Raw genomic sequence first — 24,890 nt, forward strand, 5'->3', positions numbered from 1 at the left:
TCGTCGATTCATCGGAGATGGAACATACGGAAGCGCACAGTATTTGTGCAACGCAACCGTTATCATCCGATTGATACCCGTGGCAGAGGATCAACACCAACCGATGGCCCGAGAGACGGAGCGAGGGATCCGGTACGCGATTCTCGCCGTGTTCGTCCTTGGCCTCCGTCGGCGAAATCCCGGTGCAGCCGTCAACGCGCTGGTCGCATTCGTAGCGACGTATCTCCCCGACGCTATCGACCACAAGTACGATGTCGGCTTTGGACCGTGGCAGCGCGTCTATTCGGACGCCGCGATGCTGACCCACACCGTGGGTATGCTCGGTCCGTACGACGACGTGTGGTGGTGGGACCACCTCACCCACACGCACTCGGCGACGCTTCTCGGGGGACTCGCCTTCGTTACCGCTCGCCGCCAAGGCCGCGACCCCCGTCCGCGCGTCCTGGCGGTCGTCGTCGGTCTCGGCGTTCTGTGGGAACTCATGGAGTATCTGATTCACGCCATCGCCGACCGCTTCGACCGCGAACCGATCCTCGTTTCCTACGGCAGATCGGATATCCTCTTCGACCTCCTGTTCGATCTATTCGGGGCGCTACTCGTCCTCGTATTCGGGGACCGGTTCCTTCGAAACCTCTATCCGCGCGTCGACTAGTCCGCTCTCGTACCGTTGATTCGCTCCGAATTTCCACGTCTCCATGACCCCTCGTACAGCTTCGGGGGATACCATAGCAGTATTGTTCACTCTTATAAACTGCTATATTATCGTCCTGGAATCGATAAACAACATGCTGGAAAACGTAACGAGAAGGGATGCGATGCGAACGACCGCCGCTGTCGCCTTCGGCGGGACGATGGTTCCCGAATCGACGATAGCCGAAGAGTCGAAGCCAGCGGATCGGGACTCCCGTTCGACGGACGTACTGTCAGCACCGAACGGTGCACAGGTCGGCGATATCGTCGGAGATAGAGCCCTTATCTGGAGTCGGGCGAGCGGCCCGGCACGAATGTACCTCCACCTTTCGACCGACCGGGAGTTCTCCGAGAAACGGACGATCCGTGGACCGGCGGCACTCGCGGACAGCGACTATACCGCAACGATCGACATCGAGGGACTCCCTCGGGGTGAAGAGATTCAGTATCGGGTGGAGTTCGAGAGCCTTCGGGAGCCAGGAACCCGAAGCGATCCGGTGGGAGGGTCGTTTCGAACGCCCCCGACGGATCGAACAGATATCCGGTTCGTCTGGGGTGGAGACGTCGTCGGGCAAGGGTGGGGGATCAACCCAGACTTCGGTGGCATGAAGACGTTCGAATCGATGCGGAAAACGGACCCCGACTTCTTCATCCACTCCGGCGATTCGATCTACGCCGATGGGCCGCTCGAAGAACGCGTCGAACTCGACGACGGCAGCGTTTGGCACAACGTCGTTACGGAAGCGAAATCCGACGTCGCCGACACGCTCGCCGAGTTTCGTGGGAACTACCGGTACAACCTCCGGGACGACCACTACCGAGAGTTCGTCTCCGAGGTTCCGATGATTCCGCAGTGGGACGATCACGAAGTCCTCAACAATTGGTACCCGAACGAGAAACTACCGGCGGACGATCCGCACGACGTCAAAAGCGTGAACCTACTCGCGGCACGTAGCCAGCGGTCGTTCCTCGACTACATGCCGATTCGCCCGCGGGAGGACGTCGACGATGCGATCTATCAGCGCTTCCCGTACGGCCCCTCGCTGGAGGTATTTCGGCTCGACATGCGGAGCTATCGAGGTCCGAACACGGGGAACACGCAGACGGAACCGGGGCCGAAAACGGACTTCCTCGGCGACACGCAACTGGACTGGCTCAAAGACGCGCTCTCGAACTCCGAGGCGACGTGGAAGATCATCGCGGCGGACATGCCGATCGGACTCGTGGTCACCGATGGCGACAAGTACGAAGCGGTCGCAAACGCGGACGACGGGATACCGAAAGGTCGGGAACTGGAGATCAAAGAGTTGCTCTCGTTCATGCGCTCGGAAGGCATTCGGAACGTCGTTTGGCTAACGGCGGACGTCCACTACGCGGCGGCCCACCACTACCACCCGAAACGGGCGTCGTTCTCCGAGTTCGAACCGTTCTGGGAGTTCGTCTCCGGTCCGCTTCACGCCGGAACGTTCGGACCGAACGAACTCGACGACACCTTCGGACCGGAAGTCGTCTTCGAGAAGAGTCCACCGGAAGGGGAAGCGAACCTTCCGCCGAGCGACGGACTGCAGTTCTTCGGGCAAGTCGACGTCGATGGTCGATCCGACGCACTGACGGTAACGCTCAAGGATATGAACGACGATTCGCTGTACACGAAGGAGCTTACCCCCCACGGCTGCTGATCGTTACCCGATAGGCCGCTGATCACCGCCGCCGCGGCGTGGATCACGATCTAGTTCTCGCCAGGTGGCAACCACACGACATCTATATCTCCTCACATGACGTACTATACGGGTGATTATGCCGATCGATATCACCGCCGTGCTCAAGCGTGGCTACCGCCGCAGTACCGAACGAAACGGACTCACCCTCATGGGGATCATCTTCGTCATCTCCGTCCTCGACGGCGTGCTCGGACTCGGCGTCGATCGATTGAACGCCGGGCAGCAGTTCGCCAACAGTGGACAAGTGGACCCGACGTTGCTCGTCCCGTCCCTCGGTGCAGGAATCGTCTCGTTACTGTTGGGCATCGCGTTGCTCGTCGTAAGCATCGCGGCCATTCGCGTGTTCGTGAGCGACGAAACCGAACGTCTCCCCCGAGAATACTTCACCCGGAATATGGTCTGGGCCGCGATCAACCTCTTCGTCGGCGTGATCGTCTTCGGAATCATCGTCGCACTGGGTTTGGTCGCGTTCGTCGTCCCGGGTATCTTCCTGCTCGTGACCTTGGCGTTCTGGACGGTGTACGTGGCCGTCGAAGATCAGAACTTCATCACGGCGTTCCGCAACAGTTGGGGATTGACGCGTGGATACCGCCTCAACCTCTTCGTGTTGGGCGTGGCCGTGTTCTTCCTCGTGGTACTCGTCAACCTCGTCTTCGGCCTCGGTGACCTCGCAAGTGGGAGTCTCGCTGGCGATATCGTCGCCTTGGTGTTCGCACAGGCCGCGAGCGCTATCACGACGGTCTTCTCGACCGCCGTGCTCGCAACGGCGTACACCGAACTCACGGCGGACGACGATGACGAGTTTGGTGAGACGGCCAGCGACGACGAGGACACCACTACAGGACGCCCCGCCGCCTAGAGCGGCCGATCGCTCCCGTTCGAACGGGCGTCCCACCCTGTTGGTCGAAGGACGTTCACAGCCACGACGGAAGCGACAGGACTACACGACCCGAGCACCTCAGCTATAAGAGATGTCACGGGGATTCCCTCGTAATCTCCACAGCGGCCTGTTCACGCCCCAGTTGCGGCGGTTCGTTTTCGTCGGGGGTGTCGCCGCGGGAGTGCAAACGATCCTGCTATGGATGTTCGTCGATAAAACGGGCCTCGATTACTTGTTTGGCGCACTGATCGCCATCGAGATTACGATTCTGTTTCAATACAATCTCAATAACGCGTGGACGTTCCAGGCGAGTCGAAACACGAGTTCGAAAGGCTACCTCGTCGGATTGCTCAAAACGAACGTCGTCCGCGGGACGGCGATCCCGATTCAGCTCGGCATCCTCTTTTGCCTCGTGAACTGGGGGAACGTTCTCTATCTACTCGCGAACGCCGTTGCGATCGGTATCAGTGGGGTGTACCGGTACGTTCTCGACGCGCGGTGGACGTGGGGATGAACTGGCCCTCGAACGAAGAAAACGCCGGAAATCCGGCGGTGATGGCTTTAGACTACTCCCGGACCGTGCTTGCCGGGCCAGACCCGACGGACCGAGTGAACCGATTCCCGAAACCAGTATCACTCAACCATTAATACGGGAAGACGGTGAATATTCTCCGGGGAACAATGGTTTCGAACGATGAGAGGTGGCTCCGATGGTAGTCCCGCAGTTTACAGCGTGGTTTGGGTCGGATCCGGTCGTCAACGGGCTTATCGGAGGGGTGATCATCGCGTTTCTCAACCTTCTCGGAGCGTCGTTGGTTTTCGTTTGGCGGGATCCATCCGAGCGGGCGATGGACGGTGCGCTCGGATTCGCTGCCGGCGTAATGCTTGCTGCGAGTTTTACGAGCCTCATTATTCCCGGGATCGAAACCTATTCCGATGGAAATCCCATCCCAGTCCTGGTCGGAATCGCACTGGGTGCGCTCTTTTTGGACCGTGCAGACGTACTCGTGCCGCACGCACACTTTCTACTCACCGGTCGACGGAGAACGGACGCCGCGAATCCGAGTACCGATTTACCCGTAGACGACGAACGACTCTCCGGTGTCATCCTGTTTATTCTCGCGATTACGCTCCACAATATGCCCGAGGGACTCGCGGTTGGCGTGGGTTTCGGCAGCGGTGATCTCGGTACGGCGATTCCGCTAATGCTCGCCATCGGTATCCAGAATATTCCGGAGGGATTGGCGGTTTCGGTGGCCGCGATCAACGCGGGATTGGACAAACGCTTCTATGCTGCATTCGCGGGGGTTCGTTCCGGTCTGGTCGAGATACCACTCGCGGTCCTCGGTGCGTACGCCGTTCAATCAGTTTCGGCCTTACTCCCCTACGCGATGGGATTCGCCGCGGGAGCGATGCTGTTCGTCATCAGCGACGAAATCGTTCCGGAGACACACACGAAAGGGTACGAGCGTATCGCAACCCTCGGGACGATTTTCGGAACGATCGTGATGCTGTATCTCGACATTTCGCTCGGATGAAGTACCGCCCTGATGAGTGGACCCAACAGTTTCGCTGAATCAGCCTCCCGGAATACGATGGCGACTCAACGAGCATCGACTGACAGACGGAGACGTTCAGACGACCGATGATGGACAGAGACGTTCAGACGACCGATGGTGGATAGACGGCCGTTCACGGAAGGACGGCTAGCCGGTCGGCGGTAGCATCATTGCATCCTTCGTGTGTTCGAGTCCGCTGGTTTCCATCCCTCATTCCTACTTTGTGAAAACCATCGCCCCCGACTATGGTATATGGCAGTCATAGTCACAGAAGAACCTGAGATACGGAAGGAGTTGCTAAAATGGAACGACGAACACGACCCCCGGACCAGCAAACCGAGACGGACCATTCGAACCGTCGAGAGAGGGATGTCGCTGCTGGCTCCTTTGAGTGTCCGGAATGTGAGACACGGGTTTCGGTCGCAAACCAAGCAGCCGAAATAGTCTGCGATGACTGTGGGTTCGTCATCTCCGATCGTCCAATCGATCACGGCCCCGAATGGCGGGCGTTTTCTACCGAAGAGGATCAACAACGAAGCCGCGTCGGTTCGCCGATGACCAATCAACTCCACGACAAGGGGTTGAGTACGACGATCAGCCATCGAAACATCGATGCGAACGGGAAGCCCCTCGGGAGTCGAAAGCGGCGGAAAATGAAACGACTTCGTACGTGGGACGAACGGTACCGCTCGAAATCGAACCAGGAGCGAAATCTCAAGCAGGCGCTGGGGGAGATTTCCCGCATGGCTGCGGCGCTCGATATACCGCGGTCGGATACCGAAACCGCCGGTGTCATTTATCGGCGTGCGCTCGAAGCCGACCTGCTTCCCGGACGGTCGATCGAAGGGATGGCGACCGCGAGCCTCTATGCTGCCGCTCGTCAGGCAGACGCACCGCTTAGTCTCGACGATTTTGCGGTCGTCAGTCGAGTCGAGCGGCGCCGTATTCACCGAGCGTATCGCTACATCACGGCCGAACTGGAGATCGGTATCGCACCGACGGATCCGATACGGTTCGTTCCTCGTTTCGTCTCCGAACTCGATCTAAGCGGTGACGCGGAACGGCAGGCTCGTGCTTTGCTGGATACTGCAAAACAGCACAACGTCCACATCGGAAAGAGTCCCGTCGCACTTGCGGCCGCAGCGGTCTATGCGGCCGCAACGCTGAGCAACGAATCGGTGACACAGGAAGCGGTCGGGTCCGTTGCCCATATCGCCCCCGTGACGATCCGAAAACGATACACGGAGCTTTTAGAGACCTACGAGAGCTAATACTACGGATCGTTCTCTACGTATCGCTATCTGATCAATCGATTCGGGAAGGAAGATAGGTCTTTGAATAGCAAATCCGCGGACGCTCGGAGACCTGCTCATCGAAACGTTCGTCAACGGGTTGCACTTCGCCCTCGATGTCGGATTCGTGGGCGGAGGCGTCGGGTTCCTCACCAGCCCATTCCCGGATCGGCGGCGGCCTGTTGGACCCAGGAAGCGACCTGCTCCTCGTCCAGTGTGTCCGTCTCCTTCAGGTCCAGGGCCTGTCTCTTCGGACCCGTCCCGCTGGGAGGCTTCGGCTCAAGGTACGTTTCACACACGAATGTCAGTTTCACGTGTTTCGAGAACGCACTGAATGACGCGAACCAGCCCTGGTCCTCGACGCCGTAGAACGGCTGGTGATACTTCACGGCGCGGCGCACGTGGGGTAACTCGTTTCGAACGATTTCGTCGAATCGTGCCGCAATCTCACGATTCCACCCCGGCAGCGCCGCAATATACGCGTGTACCGCTGCCGATCCATCGGCAGTATCGTCCCTCCGAATCGCCTGGTACCGTTTTTGCCGTCCTCCCCAATCCTCCTGCGTCGGAACCTGGTCCGAAAGCTCGATTTCTCCGAAGTCTTCGTCCACGATGGTCTGCTCTCCCTCTCGCCCCGATATCGCGGTCACGACCAGGATCGAGTCCGTCTCATCGGATCTAGAAAACATGTCGAAGTCCAGCCGCATCGTCCCTCCTCGCCAGTGGCGAGCGAAACCCACCCAGCCGTCGGGGTGGTCGCCACGGGTGTCTTTTTCGACTCGGAAGAGACCCATCATGGCAGGAACGACGTCGGCACCCCATTGGAGCCCTTTTTCCGGGTCCGTGAAACGAACCCCCTCGTCGTGGTCGGCATGGTAGTAGGGTGCTCTGATCACTTGATTAGCCGTGACGAGTTCGTTGACCCGTTGGACTGTAATTGGGCCGGACACGCTCATATTCACCGACTAGGTGGTGTATGAGTATCAATATTTTCGCGAAGTGTCGCGATCTTGATTCCGAGAAGCTTGACTATGAACGTCGGAAGGAAACGATAACGAACGGGATCAATAATTGAGCGAGAGTCGTGACCCCACTATTATATAATCGATATTTCGATTGCTAACGTGTGACAAGAAGTGGTACCATGGATGAATTGCTTTCCGGTTCGGTAGCGGTCATAACGGGCGGTTCGAGTGGCAATGGTCGTGCGATTGCAAGAACGTTCGCCGAGGAAGGTGCCGACATCGTCGTTGCCGATATTCGTGACTCTCCGCGTGAGGGCGGGACTCCGACGCACGAAGCGATCGCTGCGGAAACGGGATCCGAGGCAACGTTCGTCAAATGTGACGTCACCGAGAAAGACGATCTCGAAGCGAGCGTCGAAGCAGCCGAGGAGTTCGGCGGGGTCGACATCATGATCAACAATGCCGGGATTTTCCGCGGTGAAAATTTCCTGGAGGTGTCCGAAGACGACTACAATCGACTCATGGACATCAACGTCAAAGGCGTGTTCTTCGGGGCGCAAGCCGCTGCCAAGCGTATGGTGGCGAACGGAGGTGGCAGTATCATCAACCTCTCCAGTGTCGCCGGACTCGAAGGAACCGGGGAATACGTTACGTATTGTACCTCGAAGGGTGCCGTTCGATTGATGACCTACGCGCTCGCTGACGCACTCGGTTCCGAAGGAATCCGTGTCAATGCGATTCACCCCGGGGTCATCGAAACGATGATGACCACCGACGATGTCGAAATCGTCGGCACCGAAGAAGGAGAGATGTACGAGCAGATGATTCCTTCGCAGCGATTTGGGACACCACAGGACGTCGCAAATGCAGCGCTGTTTCTGGCTTCCGATCTCGCGGATTACGTTAACGGGGAATCACTCGTGCTGGACGGTGGGCTTACGAACACCGGATAAGTCGTCCCGTTTTATCGATTTTTATCGACACTCTGTCGCCGTAGTCGTGTCCGATGGCCGTAATTCACAGCATGCGCTGGGCGATCATCTCGTCGTCAGTGTAAAATTGGCGGGAGACGGCCTACTCTCCTCCCACCTTCCGATGGGAGGATTTCGGGCAGACGTTTGTGGCCTGTCCCACGGACCTCACGTGCTTGAAACCGGCGTATCTCGTTCCCCGTTGGGTCGAACGTCACATGGGTGCGGGTGGGAAACGATTCAAGTCCGGGAGGTCCGGGGTGACCGCGAATTTTCGTGCTCCGATTGCCGAATCGACGCGGGTAAGCTCGATTCAACCACAGTTTTCGACGACGACAGTCCTTGTCGTTCCACAGAGTGTTGACGGTGGTCGAGTGAGCAAGCCAGTGGCCGTCTTGCTCGCCACATCTATTCCGTTTGCTCCAGGGGGCATAGTTCTTTTTCGCATTCCCAAAAAGTGAGAATCGATAGTATGGCCGACCTAAAGTGCCACATTCCCGGTCTGAACGTTTGAGGCACGGGTACCGACTCTGTAACGACCACACGAGCAGTTACCCTCAGTCGATCCGGTAAGACGATCGATCCGGACACGGCGCAATCGTCTTCGTGACGGATTCACTCCACGAACGACGTGATCTCCCGATTGAACTTTTCAGGCTCCTCCCAGAAGGGACAGTGTCCGCTCCGTTCGAACCGTACGAGGGTCGCCTCGGGGAGGTGGTCTTCGAGCCACCCCCCTACGTCCGTCGGGAAGATATCGTTCCGTTCGCCGTAGAGAAGCAGGACCGGCACGTCGATCGTGGGTACCACCGGTCGGAAGTCGGAATACACGACATCCAGAAAGATATCGATGGCGACGCTCGTCGGAGTCTTGGTCGTCTCGGCGTACATCTCGTCGATCGTGTCCGCCGCCGGTGGTTCGTTGAACATCGCCTTTAAGAACGGTTTTGCAACCGACGGACGATTGTACGTGAGGTTCGTCGTGATATCGACGCCATCGATACCCGAGAACTCACCGGGTGACCCGTGAGGCCAGTCGTCATCGTACTGTAATTTTGGACTCTGGTCCACGAATACGGCACGGGATAGCCGGTGGGTTCCGAACTGGTCGAAGTATTCGAACATGACCATCGTCCCCATCGACCATCCTACGAGGGTAACGTCGGTGAGTTCGAGCGTCTCGATCAGTTCCCGGATGTCCCGTGCGTACTGTGCGAGGGTGTGCCCCGCGTCAGTCTTTCCGGAGCGTCCATGTCCCCGAAGGTCGAGGGCCACGACGCGGTGGGAGTCGGCCAAGGCATCGAAGTTCTTCTGCCACCAGTACTCGGCATTCATCATCCAGCCGTGGACGAGTAGAATCGTCTCCCCCTGTCCCTGATCCTCGTAGTAGATCGGCACGCCATCGTGGGTCTCGAAGTATGGCATCGCGGAGTATCAATCAATCGACATAGGCATAAACGGTTCGGGCGGTCGCTTCCAGCGTGATTCTCGTCGACCGGATGGCGAACGCGTTCACATGCCGAGATGCGATGCGACGTCCGAGAGCGCTCGGTTGGACGACCACCGTCCGAAAAATCGCCCGCAAACGACGATCAACCGATCTCCGCGATCACGTTTCCTCCACCTTGCCGCTACCGTTTGGGGGCCGTCGCTGGAGCGTGGTTTTCGCGTACCGGGTGAGTGGACCGATGATGATCCCTTCGACCGCAAACGTAGGAACGATCATCACGGCGATGACGGTGGACGTGTATGCACCAACGAAGCCAGCGATACCGACGTTCGCGGCAGTAAGCGCGGCACTTACCGCGCTGAAGACACCCATGAGTATCACGGTCGCGACGGCACCGAAGAGTCCGGCGAGCGCACCGTCGTATAGCCCGTCCGAGACCGTTTCTGCGGTCCATCCCGCGACGAGTCCACCGACGATCCCCCACGGGGCGAGCGCGCCACTGCCACCGAGAATCCCCGCGAGCGTACTGATCACTGCGGTGAGTGACGCTCCGAGATAGACCGGTTTGCTAACCATTAACAGTAATGCACTGCTATCCCGTATATGTCTTTGGCTGGATCGGGGTATCCTCGAACGAGGTTCGCCTTCGAACGGTGTCGCGTGACTGGCGAAGGGGAGAAAGTCGGCAAGGAGCGTGAGTAGCGACAACTTTTATCAATATTCAAAAAAGACTACGTGTATGGACGATATTTTCGTCGGTCAGCTAATGACGACGACCCTCCACACCGCATCACCCGATACGCTCGTCGAAGAGGCAGCACGAGAGATGATCGAGAGCGGGATCGGTTCGGTAATCGTCACCGATGACGAGAACCATCTGCTGGGAATTCTGACGACCACCGACTTCGTTCGAATCGTTGCCGAACGACAACCCAAGGACGAAACGCCGGTATCCGAGTACATGTCGACCGATGTCATGACTGCGACGGCACAGGACTCGATCCGCGATGTCTCCGATCGTATGATTACACACGGAATTCACCACATGCCCGTGGTGGATGAAACCGAAGGGGTTATCGGAATGATTTCCACGACGGATCTCACGGCGTATCTGTCCCGTGTTCAGACTCCGAGCCCCTCGTAATCGAGCTACGTAGAAGTTACTCAAGCTGTGTCGAGGTTACAGCGTTACTCGAGCTACGTAGAGGTTGCAGCATGCAACCCCTGTCGATACAAAACTCGATTACTCCCAACGAACGACACGTTGTCGCCGTAAGATGGCGACCAGCCGTCGTCCGTCAGCGGGCGGTCCCGACGGTTTCCCGTGTCTCGGTGCTGCGACCTTTCGCCCATCCACCGATGGCACCAGCGATGGCACCGGGAATCGCCTGGATGAGCAGGATGAATAGGCCGAGTGCGAGGCCCGTGAACGCCGGGAAGAGACCGGAGAACAGCGCGCCGAGCACTGCCCACACGACGAGGAGAACGACCCCGCCGATGACGGTGGCAAGTCCACCGTGGACGGCACCGCGTTCGGTCCCGACGACCATGTAACCGGCGACGAACCCGCCGATGAGGCCAGGTAGTGCGTGGACGAGTCCCGACATCGCCGTAATCGGGACGAACCAGGCAGCGAGTAGTCCGAGAATGAACGCGGTCAAGAAACCGGTGATGACAGCTCTCCAGTCAATTTGCATGATCGAACAAGAATACACCACAAGACATGATAAATATTCTATAAAAATATCTGATGTATCAGGGGTTCTCGTTTCCCCGTCCCACTGGAATATTGGTATTACCGCTAGTACGGCGTCTCTCGGGGGAGATGGTTCGAGGAGGTGAACTCACGATGCTCGCATACCCATACATCCGACAGCTTATCGAACCTGAACTTCCCCAATCCCAAATTTGTTTCCCTCACAACACTTTTGCCCTCGGACAGCGTACACTGATGGGTTCCAACATCGGGGGGAAATCGATGGCCAGCAACAGTCTTTCACGACGAGTTAGAGAGGATCTCAAGTCGGAACTTCCGGTGACGGAATGGCTTCCGAAGTACGACCGATCGTGGTTACGGATCGACATCGTGTCGGGACTCACGGTTTCGGCCGCGGTCATCCCCGGTGGATTGGCGTACGCCTCGCTCGCTGGACTACCCCCGCAGACGGGACTGTATGCCGCCCTGATGGGTGCCCTCGCGTACGTGTTCTTCGCCTCGTCCCGGCAAGTGATCGTCGGACCGACGTCGCCGCTTGCCATCCTGCTCCTCACGGAGGTGGGACCGATCGCAACCGGACGTGGGATGGAATATGCCTCCCTCGTCACCATCACGACGATCATCGTCGGCATCATCTGTGTCGTCGCTTGGGTGTTCCGACTCGGTTACCTCGTGAACTTCATTTCCGGATCGGTGCTCACCGGTTTCGCGTCCGGTGCCGGGCTCTATATCATTTCCACGCAGCTCGGGAAACTCCTCGGCATCTCGGGGTCGTCGGGCACCTTCTTCCAGCGCGTCTGGTTCATCGCCACTCACTTGACCGAGGCACAGTCCACGACGGTCGCGGTCGGACTCGTTTCCATCGCCCTGTTGCTCCTCGGGAAACGCTTCCTCCCGCGTGCACCGACCGCGCTCCTCGTCGTCCTGCTTTCCATCGTCGTGTCGTCGACACTTGATCTCCAAGCGCGAGGGGTCACGGTAGTCGGACAAATTCAGAGTGGCCTCCCCCCGGTGACGGTTCCGTCGGTACCGTCGGTCGGGGTTATCGAATCGCTCGTTCCCGTGGCCATCGCCCTCTTCATCCTCTCGTACGTGCAAGGCATCGGGGCCGTTCAAACGTTTGCACGTCGGAACGATTACCGGGCGGACCCCGACCAAGAACTTCTCGCGGACGGCGCTGCGAACGTCGCCTCGGGACTGTTCGGTGGCTTCGTCGTCGGGGGGAGCATGTCCCGAAGCGCGCTCAACGATTCCATGAACGGGAAATCACAGATCGTCAGCGCGGTGATCGTCGGCGTCCTCGTCGTCGTCCTCCTGTTTCTGACCGGGTTGTTCAGGACGCTTCCGGATGCGACGCTCGGTGCGGTCGTCATCGTCGCCGTCATCGGCATCGTCGACGTCGATGGCATGCAACGACTACACACCATCAGCCGAAACGAGTTCTTCATCGCGGCGGCGGCGCTGCTCGGCGTGCTCGCCCTCGGAATGCTCTGGGGGGTGTTCATCGGCGTCTTCCTCTCGCTCACGATTGCCATCTCGCGGGCGAGCAACCCCAAGAAGGAGGTGCTCGCCCGGATTCCTGACACCGACCACTTCGTCAGCAGAGAGCAACACCCGGAAGCGGTCGAAGAACCGGGCGTGCTCGTGTATCGTGTGGACGCCGGATTGTTCTACGCGAACACGAACAGCGTTCTGGACGATCTACTGGAGAGGATCGAGGAGCGACAATCGCCGGTCGACCTCATCGTCTTCGACCTCTCCACTTCACCGATGGTCGACCTCGCGTCCGTAGAGATGTTCGAAGACCTGCATCGCACCCTCGAACCGCGTGGGATAGAACTCCGCTTGGCTGGCGTAAACGAGCAAGTCTTGGAAACGTTCGAGGCCGCGTCCTTAGACGAGACACTCGGAGAGATTCGCGAGGAGGGGACCGTGGAGGCGATCATCGACGATCGAGGAGCGTCGGACTGACCGGATATCATCCGGAGTTGTAGCGCCGTTATATCGCCATCACACCTCGGAAATCGTCCAGAGGGGCAGGTACCGAGAGAGAACGGTGCTGTCTAATCGTCGGCAACGACGCTGTCTTCGGTCGCCGCACAGCGGTTCGGTCCGAGTTCGAGTTCGTTCTCCTCGTCGATGCTTTCCGGTACGTAGCTCCCCTGATTCGTGGCGATCACGGTCTCGTAGTTCGGCGGTTTCGACGGGAGGTTCTCGAACATGTGCTCGACGAACTCGTCCTCCGCTAACTGCACGATCTCGTTGGTACGCCGGACGGAGCCAACCGTCGTGACCATCGGCACGCCGGGCGTGACGTCGACGTACTTGCCGTCGTCGGTGACCGAGAAGTGCCCCGGGAGAATCTTCACGTGGTCGGGAAGGGACAGGATGACCTTCTGGAGCGTCGCGTACTGGACGCGTGCGCCGTCGCGTGCGTCGGCGTCGGCGAACTGGAGTTCGGTGCGGCCGATGGACTCGACGAACAGGGTGTCGCCTGTCAACAGCGCCTCGTCGTCGATCAACCACGAAGTCATACCCGTCGTGTGACCGGGCGTGTGGACGGCCTTGATATCGACATCGCCGATATCCACCGTGTCGTTCGGGTCGACACCGTCGAAATCGTACTCGGGGTCGCGCGTCGCAGCGGGTGAACCGAGGTGGTACGGAACGTCGAGTTCGTCGGCGAGTCGGCGGCCGCCGGAGATGTGGTCGGCGTGGATGTGGGTATCGAAGACGTGCGTGATTTCGAAGCCTCGCTCCGCGGCGGCGTTCATGAACGTCCCTGTGGCACGAGTCACGTCGATTGCGGCGGCCTCGCCGGTCCGCTTGTCGCCGACGACGTAGCCGAGACATCCCTTCGAGCGGCGCTGTAACTGGAGGATTTCCACGTCATCGTTCCGCGTTGCGATGGGGACGACGTCGTAGAGCATGCTCCACGATTCCATGCCACCTTCGACCGTCAGTACGTTCTCGAACCCGTCCGCTTCGAGCCACTCGGCGAACTGCCCGGCAGACTTGCCGGTCGCACAGATGGTGATTACCTCGTCGTCGGGAGCGAGTTCCTCGCGGTGGGCGTCGAAATCGCCGACCAGTTCGTCGTTCGCACCCGAGAACTCGACGTTCTCGGCGTGCGCGATGTGCCAGTCGGCGTAATCGTCCGGGTTTCGCGTATCGAACAGGGTGACGTCGTCGTTCGCATCGATCTTATCTCGCAACTGCTCCACCGTGATTTCCTGAACCATTGCATTGAATTGTATCTTCCATGCAATAATAAGGGTTCGTCAGGTCAGATTTATTGCCGGGACATCGATCCGGCATCGGATGGTTGGGACGATAAGACCACATTATTGCCCCATTATGGCCCGTTCAACTCTCTCGGAGAGCGTTCGCGGCGAGGGATGAAAAACCTCGGCAGTATTGTGTACTATTATCTCGACTACCCGCTTCGAACCGGCAATCACATTACGTTGGAGTCGCTACGACGAATTAGTGATTTAATGTCCAATCCGGATTCGGTGCGTGAGAAACTCGATGGTCTTCCTCCTAGCTCCAAGTTCATCTATAAGATACTCGACCAGAACGGTCGAATGACACAGAAAGCGATCATCGAGGAGACGATGTTATCGGCGCGAACGACGCGCTACGGTATCAAACAGCTCGACGATGCGGACTTACTCGAATCGACACCAGCGCTCCGTGACGCCCGTCAGACCTGTTACGGACTGGCGTTGGACGGGGCGGACCGGGGCGACTACGCAACGGACGTCCTCGTCGAGGCGGAGTGGCTCGACGAACGGTTGGACGAGGTTCGAAACGACGACCCGTCGCTCCTCCTGATCGAGGTGGACACGAGCGACACCTACGAGGACGGGCATATTCCCGGGGCGATCAAGCTCGACTGGCAAATGCATCTGACGGGAGAAAACGGCCGTGGCGTTCCGGAAAAGGGAACATTCGAGGCGGTGCTGGGACGGCACGGTATCACCGAGGATAGCACCGTCGTCCTCTACGGGGGCGAGTCGAACTGGTTCGCCGCCTACGCCTACTGGCTGTTCAAATTCTACGGCCACGACGACCTCTACCTCCTCGATGGGGGCCGTGACTACTGGATCGAAGCGGGCTACCCCACCACGACCGAGGTACCATCGGTCACTGAACGTGAGTACGACGCGAGTGGACCGTTCGACCACCTACGGGCGACTCGCGACGACGTCGAACGGGCGCTCACGGAGGACGTGACGTTGCTCGACGTCCGGAGTTCCGAGGAGTTCGTCGGCGACGTCCGGGCACCGCCGAACGGCGAGGGGATGCCGATGACGATGGTGGGCGGGCACATTCCCGATTCCGTTAACGTCCCTTGGTTCGACGTTCTCGATGACGACGGCAGGTTCAAGCGTCGCGACGAACTCAGGACCATCTACGAGGGGGAAGGGATCGCACAGGACGACGACGTTATCGTCTACTGTCACGTGGGCGAGCGCTCCGCCCTGTCGTGGTTCGTCCTCTCGGAACTGCTCGACTACGAGACCGTGCGTAACTACGACGGATCGTGGAGTGAATGGGGAAACCTCGTGGACGCACCGATCGAGACCGAGTGAGCCCGATTCCGTTTCAAGCGGCTTTAACCCGCCGGATCTTCAAGATACAAAAATTTCCGCCATTCATCGATATTGTGAGTATTGCACAACAATATTGCTTCTATCTTCAGCTTGATTGGCGTCGGACCACACGTATCGAGTAGGTATGGTAAAAATAGTCGTTCTCGGTGCGGGAACGGGTGGTGCCATGACGGCGAACATCCTTCGACGGAAGTTGGGTACCGACGCCGATATCACGGTGATCGACAAGAGCACGAAGCACATGTATCAGCCGTCGTTCTATCTCATTCCCTTCGGCTATCTCGAGGCCGAAGAGCAGAGTCGAGACATCCGCGAACTCTTCGAGAACGGCGTGAAGTTCGTACAGGACGAGGTAACCGGCGTCGATCCCGACGAGAAGGTCGTCGAATGTTCCGAGGGCGATTTCGAGTACGATTACCTCGTCGTCGCCACCGGCCACCGCCTCGCGCCCGAAGCGATTCCCGGGCTACTCGAAGGATGGGAGGAAACCGATTCTGTCTACCCATTCTATCACTACGAAGCGGCGATGGCGATGCGGGAGGCGTTCGAGGATTTCGACGGGGGAACGTTCGTGGTCACCCAACCCGATACGCCCATCAAGTGTCCCGGTGCACCGCTGAAGATGACGATGCTCGCCGAGGATTTCGCTCGGCGCAAGGGAATCCGCGAGGAGACGGAGTTCATCATGACCCGGAACGCAGACCACCACTTCGGTGTCCAACCCTACCGGGACAAACTCTACGAGTTGTGGGACGACCGTGACATACAGTTCGAAGCGAACTTCTCCGTCGAGGAAATCGACCCCGACGAACGGGTCGTCCGTAGCGCGGACGGCCGGGTGATCGAATACGACCTCCTCGCACCGGTGACACCGCAGTACGGCCAGACGGCAATCACCGAAGGCTCCCCCCTGACCGAGGGCAGCGAGAGCGGAGAGTACGTGACGATAGACGAGCGCACACTGCAGCACACGGAGTACGACGACGTGTTCGCATTGGGTGACTGTGAGAACGCGCCGCACTCGAAGACCGCGGCCGCCGCCCGCAAAGAAGCGCACGTCGCCGCTGACAACATCGAAGCGCTCATCGAGGGGCGCGCGCCACGAACGGAGTACTCCGGATACGCCGCCTGTCCGCTCCTTACGCGGAAAGGGAAGGCGATGATGGCGGAGTTCGACTATGAGGAGAGCATCTCCGCGCCGGTCGAGAGCAAGATGAACTGGATTTTGGACGTCAACGTGCTGCCGTCGGTGTACTGGAACCTCTGGTTGCACGGCTACGACCCGCTCCCGTAGGTGATCACGAATGAGTGATACACAAACACAGGAGGCGGTCATCGAACGCGACTCGGAGGACCTCGACGCACTCGTGGACAAAATCGACGACAACGCCGAGGACCTCATCGCGTTGCTCGACGCCCTCGACGCGACGCAGGGCCTCGCGGAGGAACTCGTCCCTGAACTCACTGACGTCGCTCGCGACAACCGCGAACCCCTCCGTGAGCTTCGAATGGCGTTCGAGCGCGAGGAGACACTCGTCCTGCTCCAGAAGGTCGGAAACAACTCGGAACGGTTGGTCGAACTGCTGGATGTTCTCGAAGTCAGCGTCGGTCTGACCGAGGATCTCGCTCCCGAACTCGTCACGGTCGTTCGCGAGAACCGTGAGACAGTCGAGCGATTGCGAACGGCTTTCGAGAAGGAAGAAACCATCGTCCTCCTCGAACGGTTCGGCGAAAACGCCGACGCACTGGTCGAACTCCTCGAACTGCTCGACGTAACGCGTGGACTGGCCAACGACCTCGTTCCCGAACTCACGAACGTCGCTCGGAACAACCGCGAACCGATCGCGGATCTCCGGATGGCCGTCGAGGGGTTCACTGACGCCCGTCGGGAGCGCGAGACGCCGGACATGTACGAACTGGGTCGGAACATGGAGGGCTTGGTCGCGCTGACCGAGACGGCCGCCCAACCCGAGGTCGTGAACTCGTTCGACGCCGGGTTGAGCGCGTTCACGGACGAGACGAAGCCGAAGAAACTCGGCCCGTTCGGCCTGCTCGCGGCCCTACGCGACGATGATGTTCAACAGTCGCTCGGCGTCCTCGTCGAAGCGGCGCGACGGATGGCACGGGCGAACGACGAACGGTGAGACGGACGGCACCGGTGGAGCGGACGACGCTGCGGGCCTCGACCACGACCCCAGTGTCGTACTCCCGTCGTCAGTGACCGAGGCGCGGAACGTCGTCGAAATACGTTCACGGTTGGGAATCGTCGTGCAAATCCCATTATTAGGGGAGAGATGCGACAGAAGTAATCACGTATCTATTTTAACAGGTTGATCGTTGCATTCGGTGTCATGAACGACGCCGGAGGTCGGGATGGTGCGTCTACAGTCGGAGGCGTAGACGCGTCAGTCGCAGGAGTCTGTATGATCCTCGCCGGTGGAATCGCATTTATGGGAATCATCACCGGGGAAGTTCTCTATCCGGGATATTCGACCCGACAGGACATCAGCGACCTCGGGTCTACCCAACCACCGAATCCGATTATACAGCAACCATCCGCGACCATTTTCAACGGGACGATGTTGATGACCGGAGCCCTCCTTCTGATAGCGACCTACTTCATTCATCGAGCGTGGGGCCGTCGCATTCTCACCGTCCCCCTGGCAGTGTTCGGAATTGGGGTTTTCGGCGTTGGAGTGTTTCCCGGGAACATCACACCTTGGCACGGCCTCTTCGCACTCCTCACGTTCTTCAGCGGAGGAATCACCGTCGTTCTCTCCTCGCGGGTCGTCGCTCGTCCGTTCGCATATCTCTGCGTCCTGTTCGGTGGGGTGTCCTTACTGGTCCTCGTGAGCGTCTTCTTCTACGGTCTCGTCCTCCGGGAACCTAGCCCGTTGGCAGCGCTTGGCTCCGGCGGTATCGAACGATGGGTTGCGTATCCGCTTCTCCTCTGGGTTCCGACGTTTGGGGGATATCTACTCGGTAGCGATCGTTCGTCACGGAATCACTGACGCGATGAGATCGGCATTTTCCACACGTCACAGGGACACATGGTCGTGCATCGAGCAGGGTCCACGATACCGTCGAAGATGCTCGTACAGGCCGCAAAAGGGATGATACTAGTCACCGCCGGGAGAAATTATGAACATGGTTATGAGAGTCCGACGCCGATGTTTCGAGGGAGTTATACGAAGAAGAATCGAATTACCCGGTAAGCCATGACAGACAGCGGATCGGACACGACAGGGGAGTCGTTCGGCGATGACGGCCGGGCGACGACCGAACGAACCGTACTCCGATACCTCGTTACCATCTCGCTGATCGGGATGTTCATTCTGATGGGTGCAGCGACGTACTCCGTAGCGCTTCGAGGATGGATGGCCTGTGGCGGCGGGTTTCCGAAGTGCGCAGGGAGTTACATACCCCTGCTTCACTCCCCCGGATCGCTCTCCCAAACGTACACTCATGGACAGATTCTCGCCGAATGGTTCCACCGGGCGACGGCGTTCGTTACCGGAGTGCTGATGCTCGTCGCGACGGGACTCGCGTGGTGGCGCGTCAAGGAATTCACCATCACACGGTGGAGCCTCACCGCCGCCACGGCAGTACTTCCGCTGGAAGCCTATCTGGGTGTCCTCACGGGTGTCCCGAACCCGTCGCAAGCGCTCGTTGCGATTCACCTCGTCGTTTCCCTGTTCGACCTCGTCGCCCTCGTCATCGCGGCGATAATTCTGTGGTGGTCGGCATACTCCGGCGGCCGACGCGGATCGCACGAAGCAGGAGCCTGATCGCGGGAGTTTCGGACTCCGAATTCGGATAGTCGGTGATTTCGGCCTTTTTCAGTACCGCTATCGTGCGTTGTGACCAGTGGAGAATGAGTTGAGACGGGACTGTGGAAGAAGGGCTACCGCGAGAATTCGTCGCTGGAAACGGTTTCGAGGAAGGGTTCGAATCGAGAATCACCCCAATACCGTACCGTTTCACTCCGTTGGTCGTATTCGAGCAAACCAGCATCCGCCAATCTCGGTAGGTGGTTGTGAAGTAACCCGATTTTGACCCGTTGACGCTGATCGACCGACGATTCCTCCCGTTGACTCGTGGAGAGAACGTATTCGACGAGGTCATCGAAGCGGGCACGGCCGGTCTGCTCTCGCTTGAGGAAGGCAATAACAGCACGACGATGTCGATGCTGCAACAGGCCGACGACCTGAGCTTTTGTGAGTCGGTCTGAGTTGGTCGATTGATGCGTACTCATGAGCAGTGATTGAGTATCCCTCCCAAAAAACGGGATCCCTAAACAGTTAGGAATCACGTGCTACTCCATCGTTTCCGTCCCTTCGAAGAGCACCTGCAACAGTTTTCGTTCGCTCGCTCTGAGATGCTGGTGGAACGTGGGTGCCGATACGGCGAGCGAATCTGCGACCGCTTCACCGGTGCTCTCACGTGGCCACTCGAAAAAACCGGCATTGTATGCCGCGGTCAAGGCGGCCTGTTGGCGGTCAGTCAACTGGTCCGTGAGGTGCATCTGGCGTCTACCGAAGGAAGAGAGGGACCGTTTGACCTCCCGTTTCGTCGTCAACCGAGCATTTGGATAGATCGACTGCACGGCGTCAGTGAGTACACGGATATCGGCATCGGCCGGGGCTTCAGCAACGATCGATCCACTCCCTTCGATAACCTTTGCGTGTTTGATACGGGCACCCCGTTCGATGAGAACCTGTGGGGAGGTCGATGCTCCAACGAACACGATTTCAAGGAGGCTTTGTTCCGGTTCCTCCCTGATACAGCGGGCCTTTTTGACGATCGATTGCCGACGCGTCATTTCGAGAAACGCATCGGCTGGTGCATTCTCCAACGTGATATAGTAGAGTAGTTCCCTGTCCGTCGAAGGCACGAGGTCTTCGAGCGTGATAGAGCACTGCAAGTCGGCGGATGCAGTGACGAAGAACGCGGTCGTCTCGGTGAGATCGAACGTGAGTTCATAGCGGCTATCCGTGTGGAGTAGCTTCTTACTCTCCGCGGCATGAATCGCGTGGCCGATCGTCTTGCCCAGTTCTTGGAAAACGGCTCGTTCCCGTTCACTGAATGCGTCGGAACGAGACGAATGGAGAACCAACACGCCGTACGTCGTCTCCCGATAAACGAGCGGGATACAAAGCACGGAACGATATCCCCGGGATAGCGCTTCGTCCCGCAACGAATCGGGGAAGAGAGGGTCGGACTGGATCGACGTGATCAGTTGGGGTTCCTGTGTACTGATCGCTTCGGCAGCACCGCCGGTACTCGTTTCGACCGTATCCGTCTCGGCAAGGAGATCGAAATAGTTCGCATCGAGGTTTGCCCCCGTTCGAGGCTCGATGCCGCCATTTGGCAACGAACGTTCGCCGATAAATGCGTCCTGATAGAGGTCGGACGCGGCGAGTCGTTCACAGACGCTAGTCTCGATTTCCTCCCGCGTCGTCGTTCGAACGAGTGTCTGATTGATCTCACGGATGAGGCGGTTGATCCGATTGAGCGTGTCGAGGCGATCACGGTGGCGTTCGAGAGCCGCTTCACGTTCCTTCCGTTCGGAGATGTCTTCCCCGACCAGGACGAGATATTCGAGTTCACCATCGGGGGACCGGAGTGGAGCGGCGCTCAACGAAACCCACAGTCGCTCGCCATCCGCTCGTTCGAGAATCGCTTCGTAATCGTACGCTGCGGAGCCGGTTTCGATGACTTCTGCCATAATCGCGTCTCGAGGATCGATCGGTCGGTTCTCGGAATCGTACAGAGTGAAATCGTCCAGTGACGGACGGGACAACAACTGTTCGATTGGCTCGCCGAGAATAGCGGCGACCTGTTCGTTCGCCCGAACGAGCCGTCTGTCCGGTGTGAAAACGCCGATCGCGATCGGGCTCGTTTCGAGAATTCGTTCGGTGAGATCCCGTTCCCGTCGAAGCTCTTCTTTACGCTCCTGTCGGCCGGAGACGTCCCTGAAGATTCCCTGGACGACCGTTTTGTCGGCGAGGTCGGTGACGCCCGTACTGACCTCGACCGGAATGTGGGTTCCATCATCGCGGACGATATGCCGGGTCCGTTCGTGTCCGCTGGTGCCCGTCGCGTCCCCGTTATCGCCGCCGTTCTCGGAGTACTCGTGAAGTCGTGTCGCATACTGCTCCGGCTGTTTTGTTGGGTGCAGGTCCGCCAGATGCATCCCGCAGAGTTCGTCCTGTGACTTCCCCATGAGCGTCGCCGCCGCTCGATTCGCGTCTTCGATCGTCCCGGTTTCCGTGTCCGCAATGAAAATCGCGTCCGGGGCCGCTTCGACGAGTCGCTCGTACTTCTCCTTGGTGTTCTCCAGTTCCCGTTCCCGTTGCTTTCGCTCCGAAATATCACGGATGATCGCCGTGAAGAGTCGTCGTCCATCGTGTTCGTGTTCGTAGAACGAGAACGCGAGGGGGAACTCGGAACCATCCTTCCGAAGCCCGATTCGTTCGACGTACTCGTGATCGAGCGCGCCCGAACCGTCGCGAGCGTGTCGGTGAAGTGACTCCAGATAGGAATCACGGAACCGTTTTGGAAACAGTCGGGTGACCGGTTCACCGACGAGTTCGTCCTCGGTCCATCCGAACAGACGTTCGGCCGCGTGATTCGAGAATACGATGGTACCACCAGGATCGAACGTAAGGAACCCATCGAGTGAATGTTCGACGAGATCACGAAAGAAAGGGCCATTACGACGGAATTGGGTTGCGAACTCCTCGGTATCGGAATCGTGACCGTGATCGGGTTGATGAGTCATGGTGATATGTGATATCGTAGCACCGTTCGGTGGAGGAATCGAAGAGCGAGAACCGATATAATAGTTTGGATAATCGTATCGATGACGACCCTGACCCTCGGCTCGATCTACCTTCGAGTGGGGTACTGACGGAAGATAGAGCGGTGATCGTGGAGTTCGAGAACCACCGATTACGGCACTCAACCGTCGGACTGATCGCCCTCGGGATCGATCTCGACGACACCGTCACTTGATACGGTTACCACGTATCCCGCATACGGAAACGAGACGTAACCACCCTCCCGTAGTGATCCGTCCACTCGCGGTGCAAAGAGCGCGTCGAGTGCGTCCGGATCGATCACCTCGTACAGCGGGCGAAGGTCGTCTATCGATCGGTCGTCTCGCTCCGCAATCGCGGTGAGAATTCGGGTGCTCAAGAAGCGAGTCGCGTTTTTCTTCGACGATCCCATCCCGGATTCTGTTGTGTCCATCTGGATCACTCCTCCCACAAGAACAGTTACCCTGACATCGCAAGGAGTTATTGTGTCTACTGCCCTTGACGAGTCGGTAGACAGGAGCCACTACTAAGAAATTAATTGGGTATTTTTGTCCAACAGTGCCGAACATTGTGCATTGGAAATAGAGAACGAGATTCCTCGGTCGGTTCGGTCGCTTCGACCGGTTCCTGACCGTTTCAACCGCTTCGAACCACTTCCTGACTGGTTTCTAGTCGATTACCCGTGACCACATGGGTGTCTCCCGGAAATAGACCTCTCCCTTTCACTTACAGTTTCACCGCCGGTTGTCGTACCACCGGTATTCACCCCTCGAAGAACGATTTTACCGCAAAACCCTCACCACCAACCAAGTGCGGCAGCGTCGCATAGCTGACTTTGGGAAAGCGCCCTGGCAAGTGGTGAGAGTGCACCTGTACCATTCGGCGGGTGGATAAAACACGTTCCGGTAGCACAAAAATCAATTGTAGTCACTCACATGCGTAAATAGGTAACATGTGTCAATACACTCCGAGAAGGTATCCATCTTACCGATCATGGTCAGCAATTCGGTTCTATCCCTCGTTCTCGAGGGCGAGACCGGGAGTAATCGACGAGCAAACAGCCGTCGGGAAGGATACTCAGTCGTCGGTACCGGCCCGATAGATTTCGTCGATAATGCGTTGGACTGCGAGACCCTGGTGAATATTGTTCGCCTCCGGTCGGTCGCCGGATCTCACGGCGTCGATAAACATGCGTAACTCGTCGTGATAGGCGTAGTTCGATGGGGCGACGACTTCCGAGTTCACGAAGTGGTCGGTGCCATTGCTTCGCGCTTCGTACAGTTCGAGATGGTTCCGCCGATCCGGTACCGGTTCGACCTCGGGCAACGTGTCCGTGAGATCCAGGAAGGCACCCGCTTCGGTCCCACGAATGGTGTAGGAGTGTTCGGATTCGGTGTTCGTCGCCCACGCGACTTCGATCGTCGCGGTCGTATCCGTATCGAACTGACAGAACGCGGTCACCGAATCCTCGACGTCGTACATCTTCGCGTCCCCGTCGTCCCCCCACATGTAGATGTACGAATAGTCCTTGTGGTGGCCGAAATCCGACCGGGACGTCGCCATGATATCGGAGAGTTCGGGCCACTCCAGGAAGTACAACAGGAGGTCGAGGAGATGGCCACCGATGTCCATGAGGGCACCGCCGCCCGCGATGTCCTTCGAGGTGTACCACGTCCCTCGGCCCGGAACGCCGCGCCGTCTGACGAACTTCCCGTGGATGTGAATTATCTCCCCGAAGTATCCCTCCTCGATGTACGATTTCGTGACGTCACAGATGTTCCGAAACCGCTCGTAGAAGCCGACCATACAGATGTTATCGGTTTCCTTGGCGACCGCGGCGATGTTCTCCGCGGATTCCAAGTCGTGGCTGAGCGGGGTCTCCAGAAAGACGTCGAGTCCGTGTTCCAACGCGGCCGTCGCCGTCGGTTCGTGGAACTTCGTGGGAGTACAAACGATGACGGCGTCGAGATCGGCTTCGAGGAGGTCAGAAAGGTTCTCGTAGGTCGTGGCACCGAATCGCTCCCGGAACTCGCGACGAGCGGTCGGATCAGCATCCGCGCCACAGACGGGAGGGCAGTCCAATGCGGTCAGTACCTCGGCGTAGTTCGTTCCGTGCGTTTCGAGGCCGAGGATGCCGATCGAGGGCGCATCGTTCTCCATTTGCTCGTTTCGTCGTCCCGTATCGATATTATGGTTTTGAGAGGA

The 24,890-nt window shown here is 58.5% G+C and carries 23 protein-coding genes; 15 read left to right on the plus strand and 8 right to left on the minus strand.

Annotated elements, in window-relative coordinates; genetic code table 11:
- The first annotated feature begins 103 nt into the window (after window positions 1-103).
- From NKF25_RS05515 to NKF25_RS05540, 6 genes are all read left to right on the plus strand, one after another.
- A complete protein-coding gene (locus tag NKF25_RS05515; RefSeq protein ID WP_253225985.1) occupies window positions 104-652 on the plus strand; it encodes a hypothetical protein in 549 nt (182 codons plus the stop codon).
- A 133-nt stretch (window positions 653-785) separates the two neighbouring features.
- The gene (locus tag NKF25_RS05520) at window positions 786-2,369 is read left to right on the plus strand and encodes an alkaline phosphatase D family protein (RefSeq protein WP_253225701.1); all 1,584 of its coding nucleotides are present in this window, start codon (window positions 786-788) and stop codon (window positions 2,367-2,369) included.
- Between the two features lie 118 nt (window positions 2,370-2,487).
- Window positions 2,488-3,270, plus strand: a complete 783-nt coding sequence (locus NKF25_RS05525) for a hypothetical protein (RefSeq protein WP_253225702.1) — start codon at window positions 2,488-2,490, stop codon at window positions 3,268-3,270.
- Between the two features lie 112 nt (window positions 3,271-3,382).
- Complete coding sequence (locus tag NKF25_RS05530) at window positions 3,383-3,805, plus strand: GtrA family protein (RefSeq protein WP_253225703.1); 423 nt, start codon at window positions 3,383-3,385, stop codon at window positions 3,803-3,805.
- 196 nt (window positions 3,806-4,001) lie between these two features.
- Window positions 4,002-4,829: a ZIP family metal transporter gene (locus NKF25_RS05535; protein WP_253225704.1), complete on the plus strand. Its 828-nt coding sequence runs from the start codon at window positions 4,002-4,004 to the stop codon at window positions 4,827-4,829.
- Between the two features lie 323 nt (window positions 4,830-5,152).
- Window positions 5,153-6,121 (plus strand): TFIIB-type zinc ribbon-containing protein, encoded by a 969-nt coding sequence (locus NKF25_RS05540; protein WP_253225705.1) that lies wholly within the window; start codon window positions 5,153-5,155, stop codon window positions 6,119-6,121.
- A gap of 170 nt (window positions 6,122-6,291) precedes the next feature.
- On the opposite strand, the gene NKF25_RS05545 is transcribed toward NKF25_RS05540, so the two are convergent.
- Entirely contained in the window at window positions 6,292-7,098 is an 807-nt protein-coding gene (locus tag NKF25_RS05545) for a DUF1801 domain-containing protein (protein ID WP_253225706.1), read from the minus strand.
- A 188-nt stretch (window positions 7,099-7,286) separates the two neighbouring features.
- Here NKF25_RS05545 and NKF25_RS05550 point away from each other — a divergent pair, with 188 nt between their 5' ends.
- Window positions 7,287-8,060: an SDR family oxidoreductase gene (locus NKF25_RS05550; RefSeq protein ID WP_253225986.1), complete on the plus strand. Its 774-nt coding sequence runs from the start codon at window positions 7,287-7,289 to the stop codon at window positions 8,058-8,060.
- Between the two features lie 633 nt (window positions 8,061-8,693).
- Here NKF25_RS05550 and NKF25_RS05555 read toward each other — a convergent pair.
- The gene (locus NKF25_RS05555; protein WP_253225707.1) at window positions 8,694-9,503 is read right to left on the minus strand and encodes an alpha/beta hydrolase; all 810 of its coding nucleotides are present in this window, start codon (window positions 9,501-9,503) and stop codon (window positions 8,694-8,696) included.
- A gap of 184 nt (window positions 9,504-9,687) precedes the next feature.
- A complete protein-coding gene (locus NKF25_RS05560) occupies window positions 9,688-10,104 on the minus strand; it encodes a DUF5518 domain-containing protein (RefSeq protein ID WP_253225708.1) in 417 nt (138 codons plus the stop codon).
- 163 nt (window positions 10,105-10,267) lie between these two features.
- Between NKF25_RS05560 and NKF25_RS05565 the strand changes: the two genes are divergently transcribed.
- Complete coding sequence (locus NKF25_RS05565; protein WP_253225709.1) at window positions 10,268-10,672, plus strand: CBS domain-containing protein; 405 nt, start codon at window positions 10,268-10,270, stop codon at window positions 10,670-10,672.
- Window positions 10,673-10,826: 154 nt separating this feature from the next.
- Here NKF25_RS05565 and NKF25_RS05570 read toward each other — a convergent pair whose 3' ends face one another.
- On the minus strand, window positions 10,827-11,225 hold the full coding sequence (locus tag NKF25_RS05570) for a DUF5518 domain-containing protein (RefSeq protein WP_253225710.1): 399 nt from the start codon (window positions 11,223-11,225) through the stop codon (window positions 10,827-10,829).
- Between the two features lie 254 nt (window positions 11,226-11,479).
- Between NKF25_RS05570 and NKF25_RS05575 the strand changes: the two genes are divergently transcribed.
- Window positions 11,480-13,216 (plus strand): SulP family inorganic anion transporter, encoded by a 1,737-nt coding sequence (locus NKF25_RS05575; RefSeq protein WP_253225711.1) that lies wholly within the window; start codon window positions 11,480-11,482, stop codon window positions 13,214-13,216.
- A gap of 92 nt (window positions 13,217-13,308) precedes the next feature.
- Here the strand turns inward: NKF25_RS05575 and NKF25_RS05580 are convergent, their stop codons facing one another.
- Complete coding sequence (locus NKF25_RS05580) at window positions 13,309-14,487, minus strand: rhodanese-like domain-containing protein (protein ID WP_253225712.1); 1,179 nt, start codon at window positions 14,485-14,487, stop codon at window positions 13,309-13,311.
- 345 nt (window positions 14,488-14,832) lie between these two features.
- Here NKF25_RS05580 and NKF25_RS05585 point away from each other — a divergent pair, with 345 nt between their 5' ends.
- The 6 genes from NKF25_RS05585 (at window position 14,833) to NKF25_RS05610 (ending at window position 20,095) form a co-directional block, all read left to right on the plus strand.
- Complete coding sequence (locus tag NKF25_RS05585) at window positions 14,833-15,843, plus strand: sulfurtransferase (RefSeq protein WP_253225713.1); 1,011 nt, start codon at window positions 14,833-14,835, stop codon at window positions 15,841-15,843.
- Window positions 15,844-15,988: 145 nt separating this feature from the next.
- On the plus strand, window positions 15,989-17,158 hold the full coding sequence (locus NKF25_RS05590) for an FAD-dependent oxidoreductase (RefSeq protein WP_253225714.1): 1,170 nt from the start codon (window positions 15,989-15,991) through the stop codon (window positions 17,156-17,158).
- A 10-nt stretch (window positions 17,159-17,168) separates the two neighbouring features.
- A complete protein-coding gene (locus NKF25_RS05595) occupies window positions 17,169-18,008 on the plus strand; it encodes a DUF1641 domain-containing protein (protein ID WP_253225715.1) in 840 nt (279 codons plus the stop codon).
- Between the two features lie 207 nt (window positions 18,009-18,215).
- Window positions 18,216-18,875, plus strand: coding sequence for a DUF998 domain-containing protein (locus tag NKF25_RS05600; RefSeq protein ID WP_253225716.1), 660 nt, complete (start codon window positions 18,216-18,218; stop codon window positions 18,873-18,875).
- Between the two features lie 207 nt (window positions 18,876-19,082).
- Complete coding sequence (locus tag NKF25_RS05605; protein WP_253225717.1) at window positions 19,083-19,652, plus strand: hypothetical protein; 570 nt, start codon at window positions 19,083-19,085, stop codon at window positions 19,650-19,652.
- A 272-nt stretch (window positions 19,653-19,924) separates the two neighbouring features.
- A complete protein-coding gene (locus NKF25_RS05610; RefSeq protein WP_253225718.1) occupies window positions 19,925-20,095 on the plus strand; it encodes a hypothetical protein in 171 nt (56 codons plus the stop codon).
- A gap of 84 nt (window positions 20,096-20,179) precedes the next feature.
- On the opposite strand, the gene NKF25_RS05615 is transcribed toward NKF25_RS05610, so the two are convergent.
- From NKF25_RS05615 to NKF25_RS05625, 3 genes are all read right to left on the minus strand, one after another.
- Window positions 20,180-22,648 (minus strand): PAS domain S-box protein, encoded by a 2,469-nt coding sequence (locus NKF25_RS05615; protein ID WP_253225719.1) that lies wholly within the window; start codon window positions 22,646-22,648, stop codon window positions 20,180-20,182.
- A 179-nt stretch (window positions 22,649-22,827) separates the two neighbouring features.
- A complete protein-coding gene (locus tag NKF25_RS05620; RefSeq protein WP_253225720.1) occupies window positions 22,828-23,118 on the minus strand; it encodes a HalOD1 output domain-containing protein in 291 nt (96 codons plus the stop codon).
- Window positions 23,119-23,762: 644 nt separating this feature from the next.
- Entirely contained in the window at window positions 23,763-24,845 is a 1,083-nt protein-coding gene (locus NKF25_RS05625) for a Gfo/Idh/MocA family oxidoreductase (protein WP_253225721.1), read from the minus strand.
- Window positions 24,846-24,890 lie beyond the last annotated feature (45 nt).

The organism is Haladaptatus sp. AB643 (genome assembly GCF_024136975.1).
In the GTDB taxonomy this organism is placed as follows: Archaea; Halobacteriota; Halobacteria; order Halobacteriales; family Haladaptataceae; genus Haladaptatus.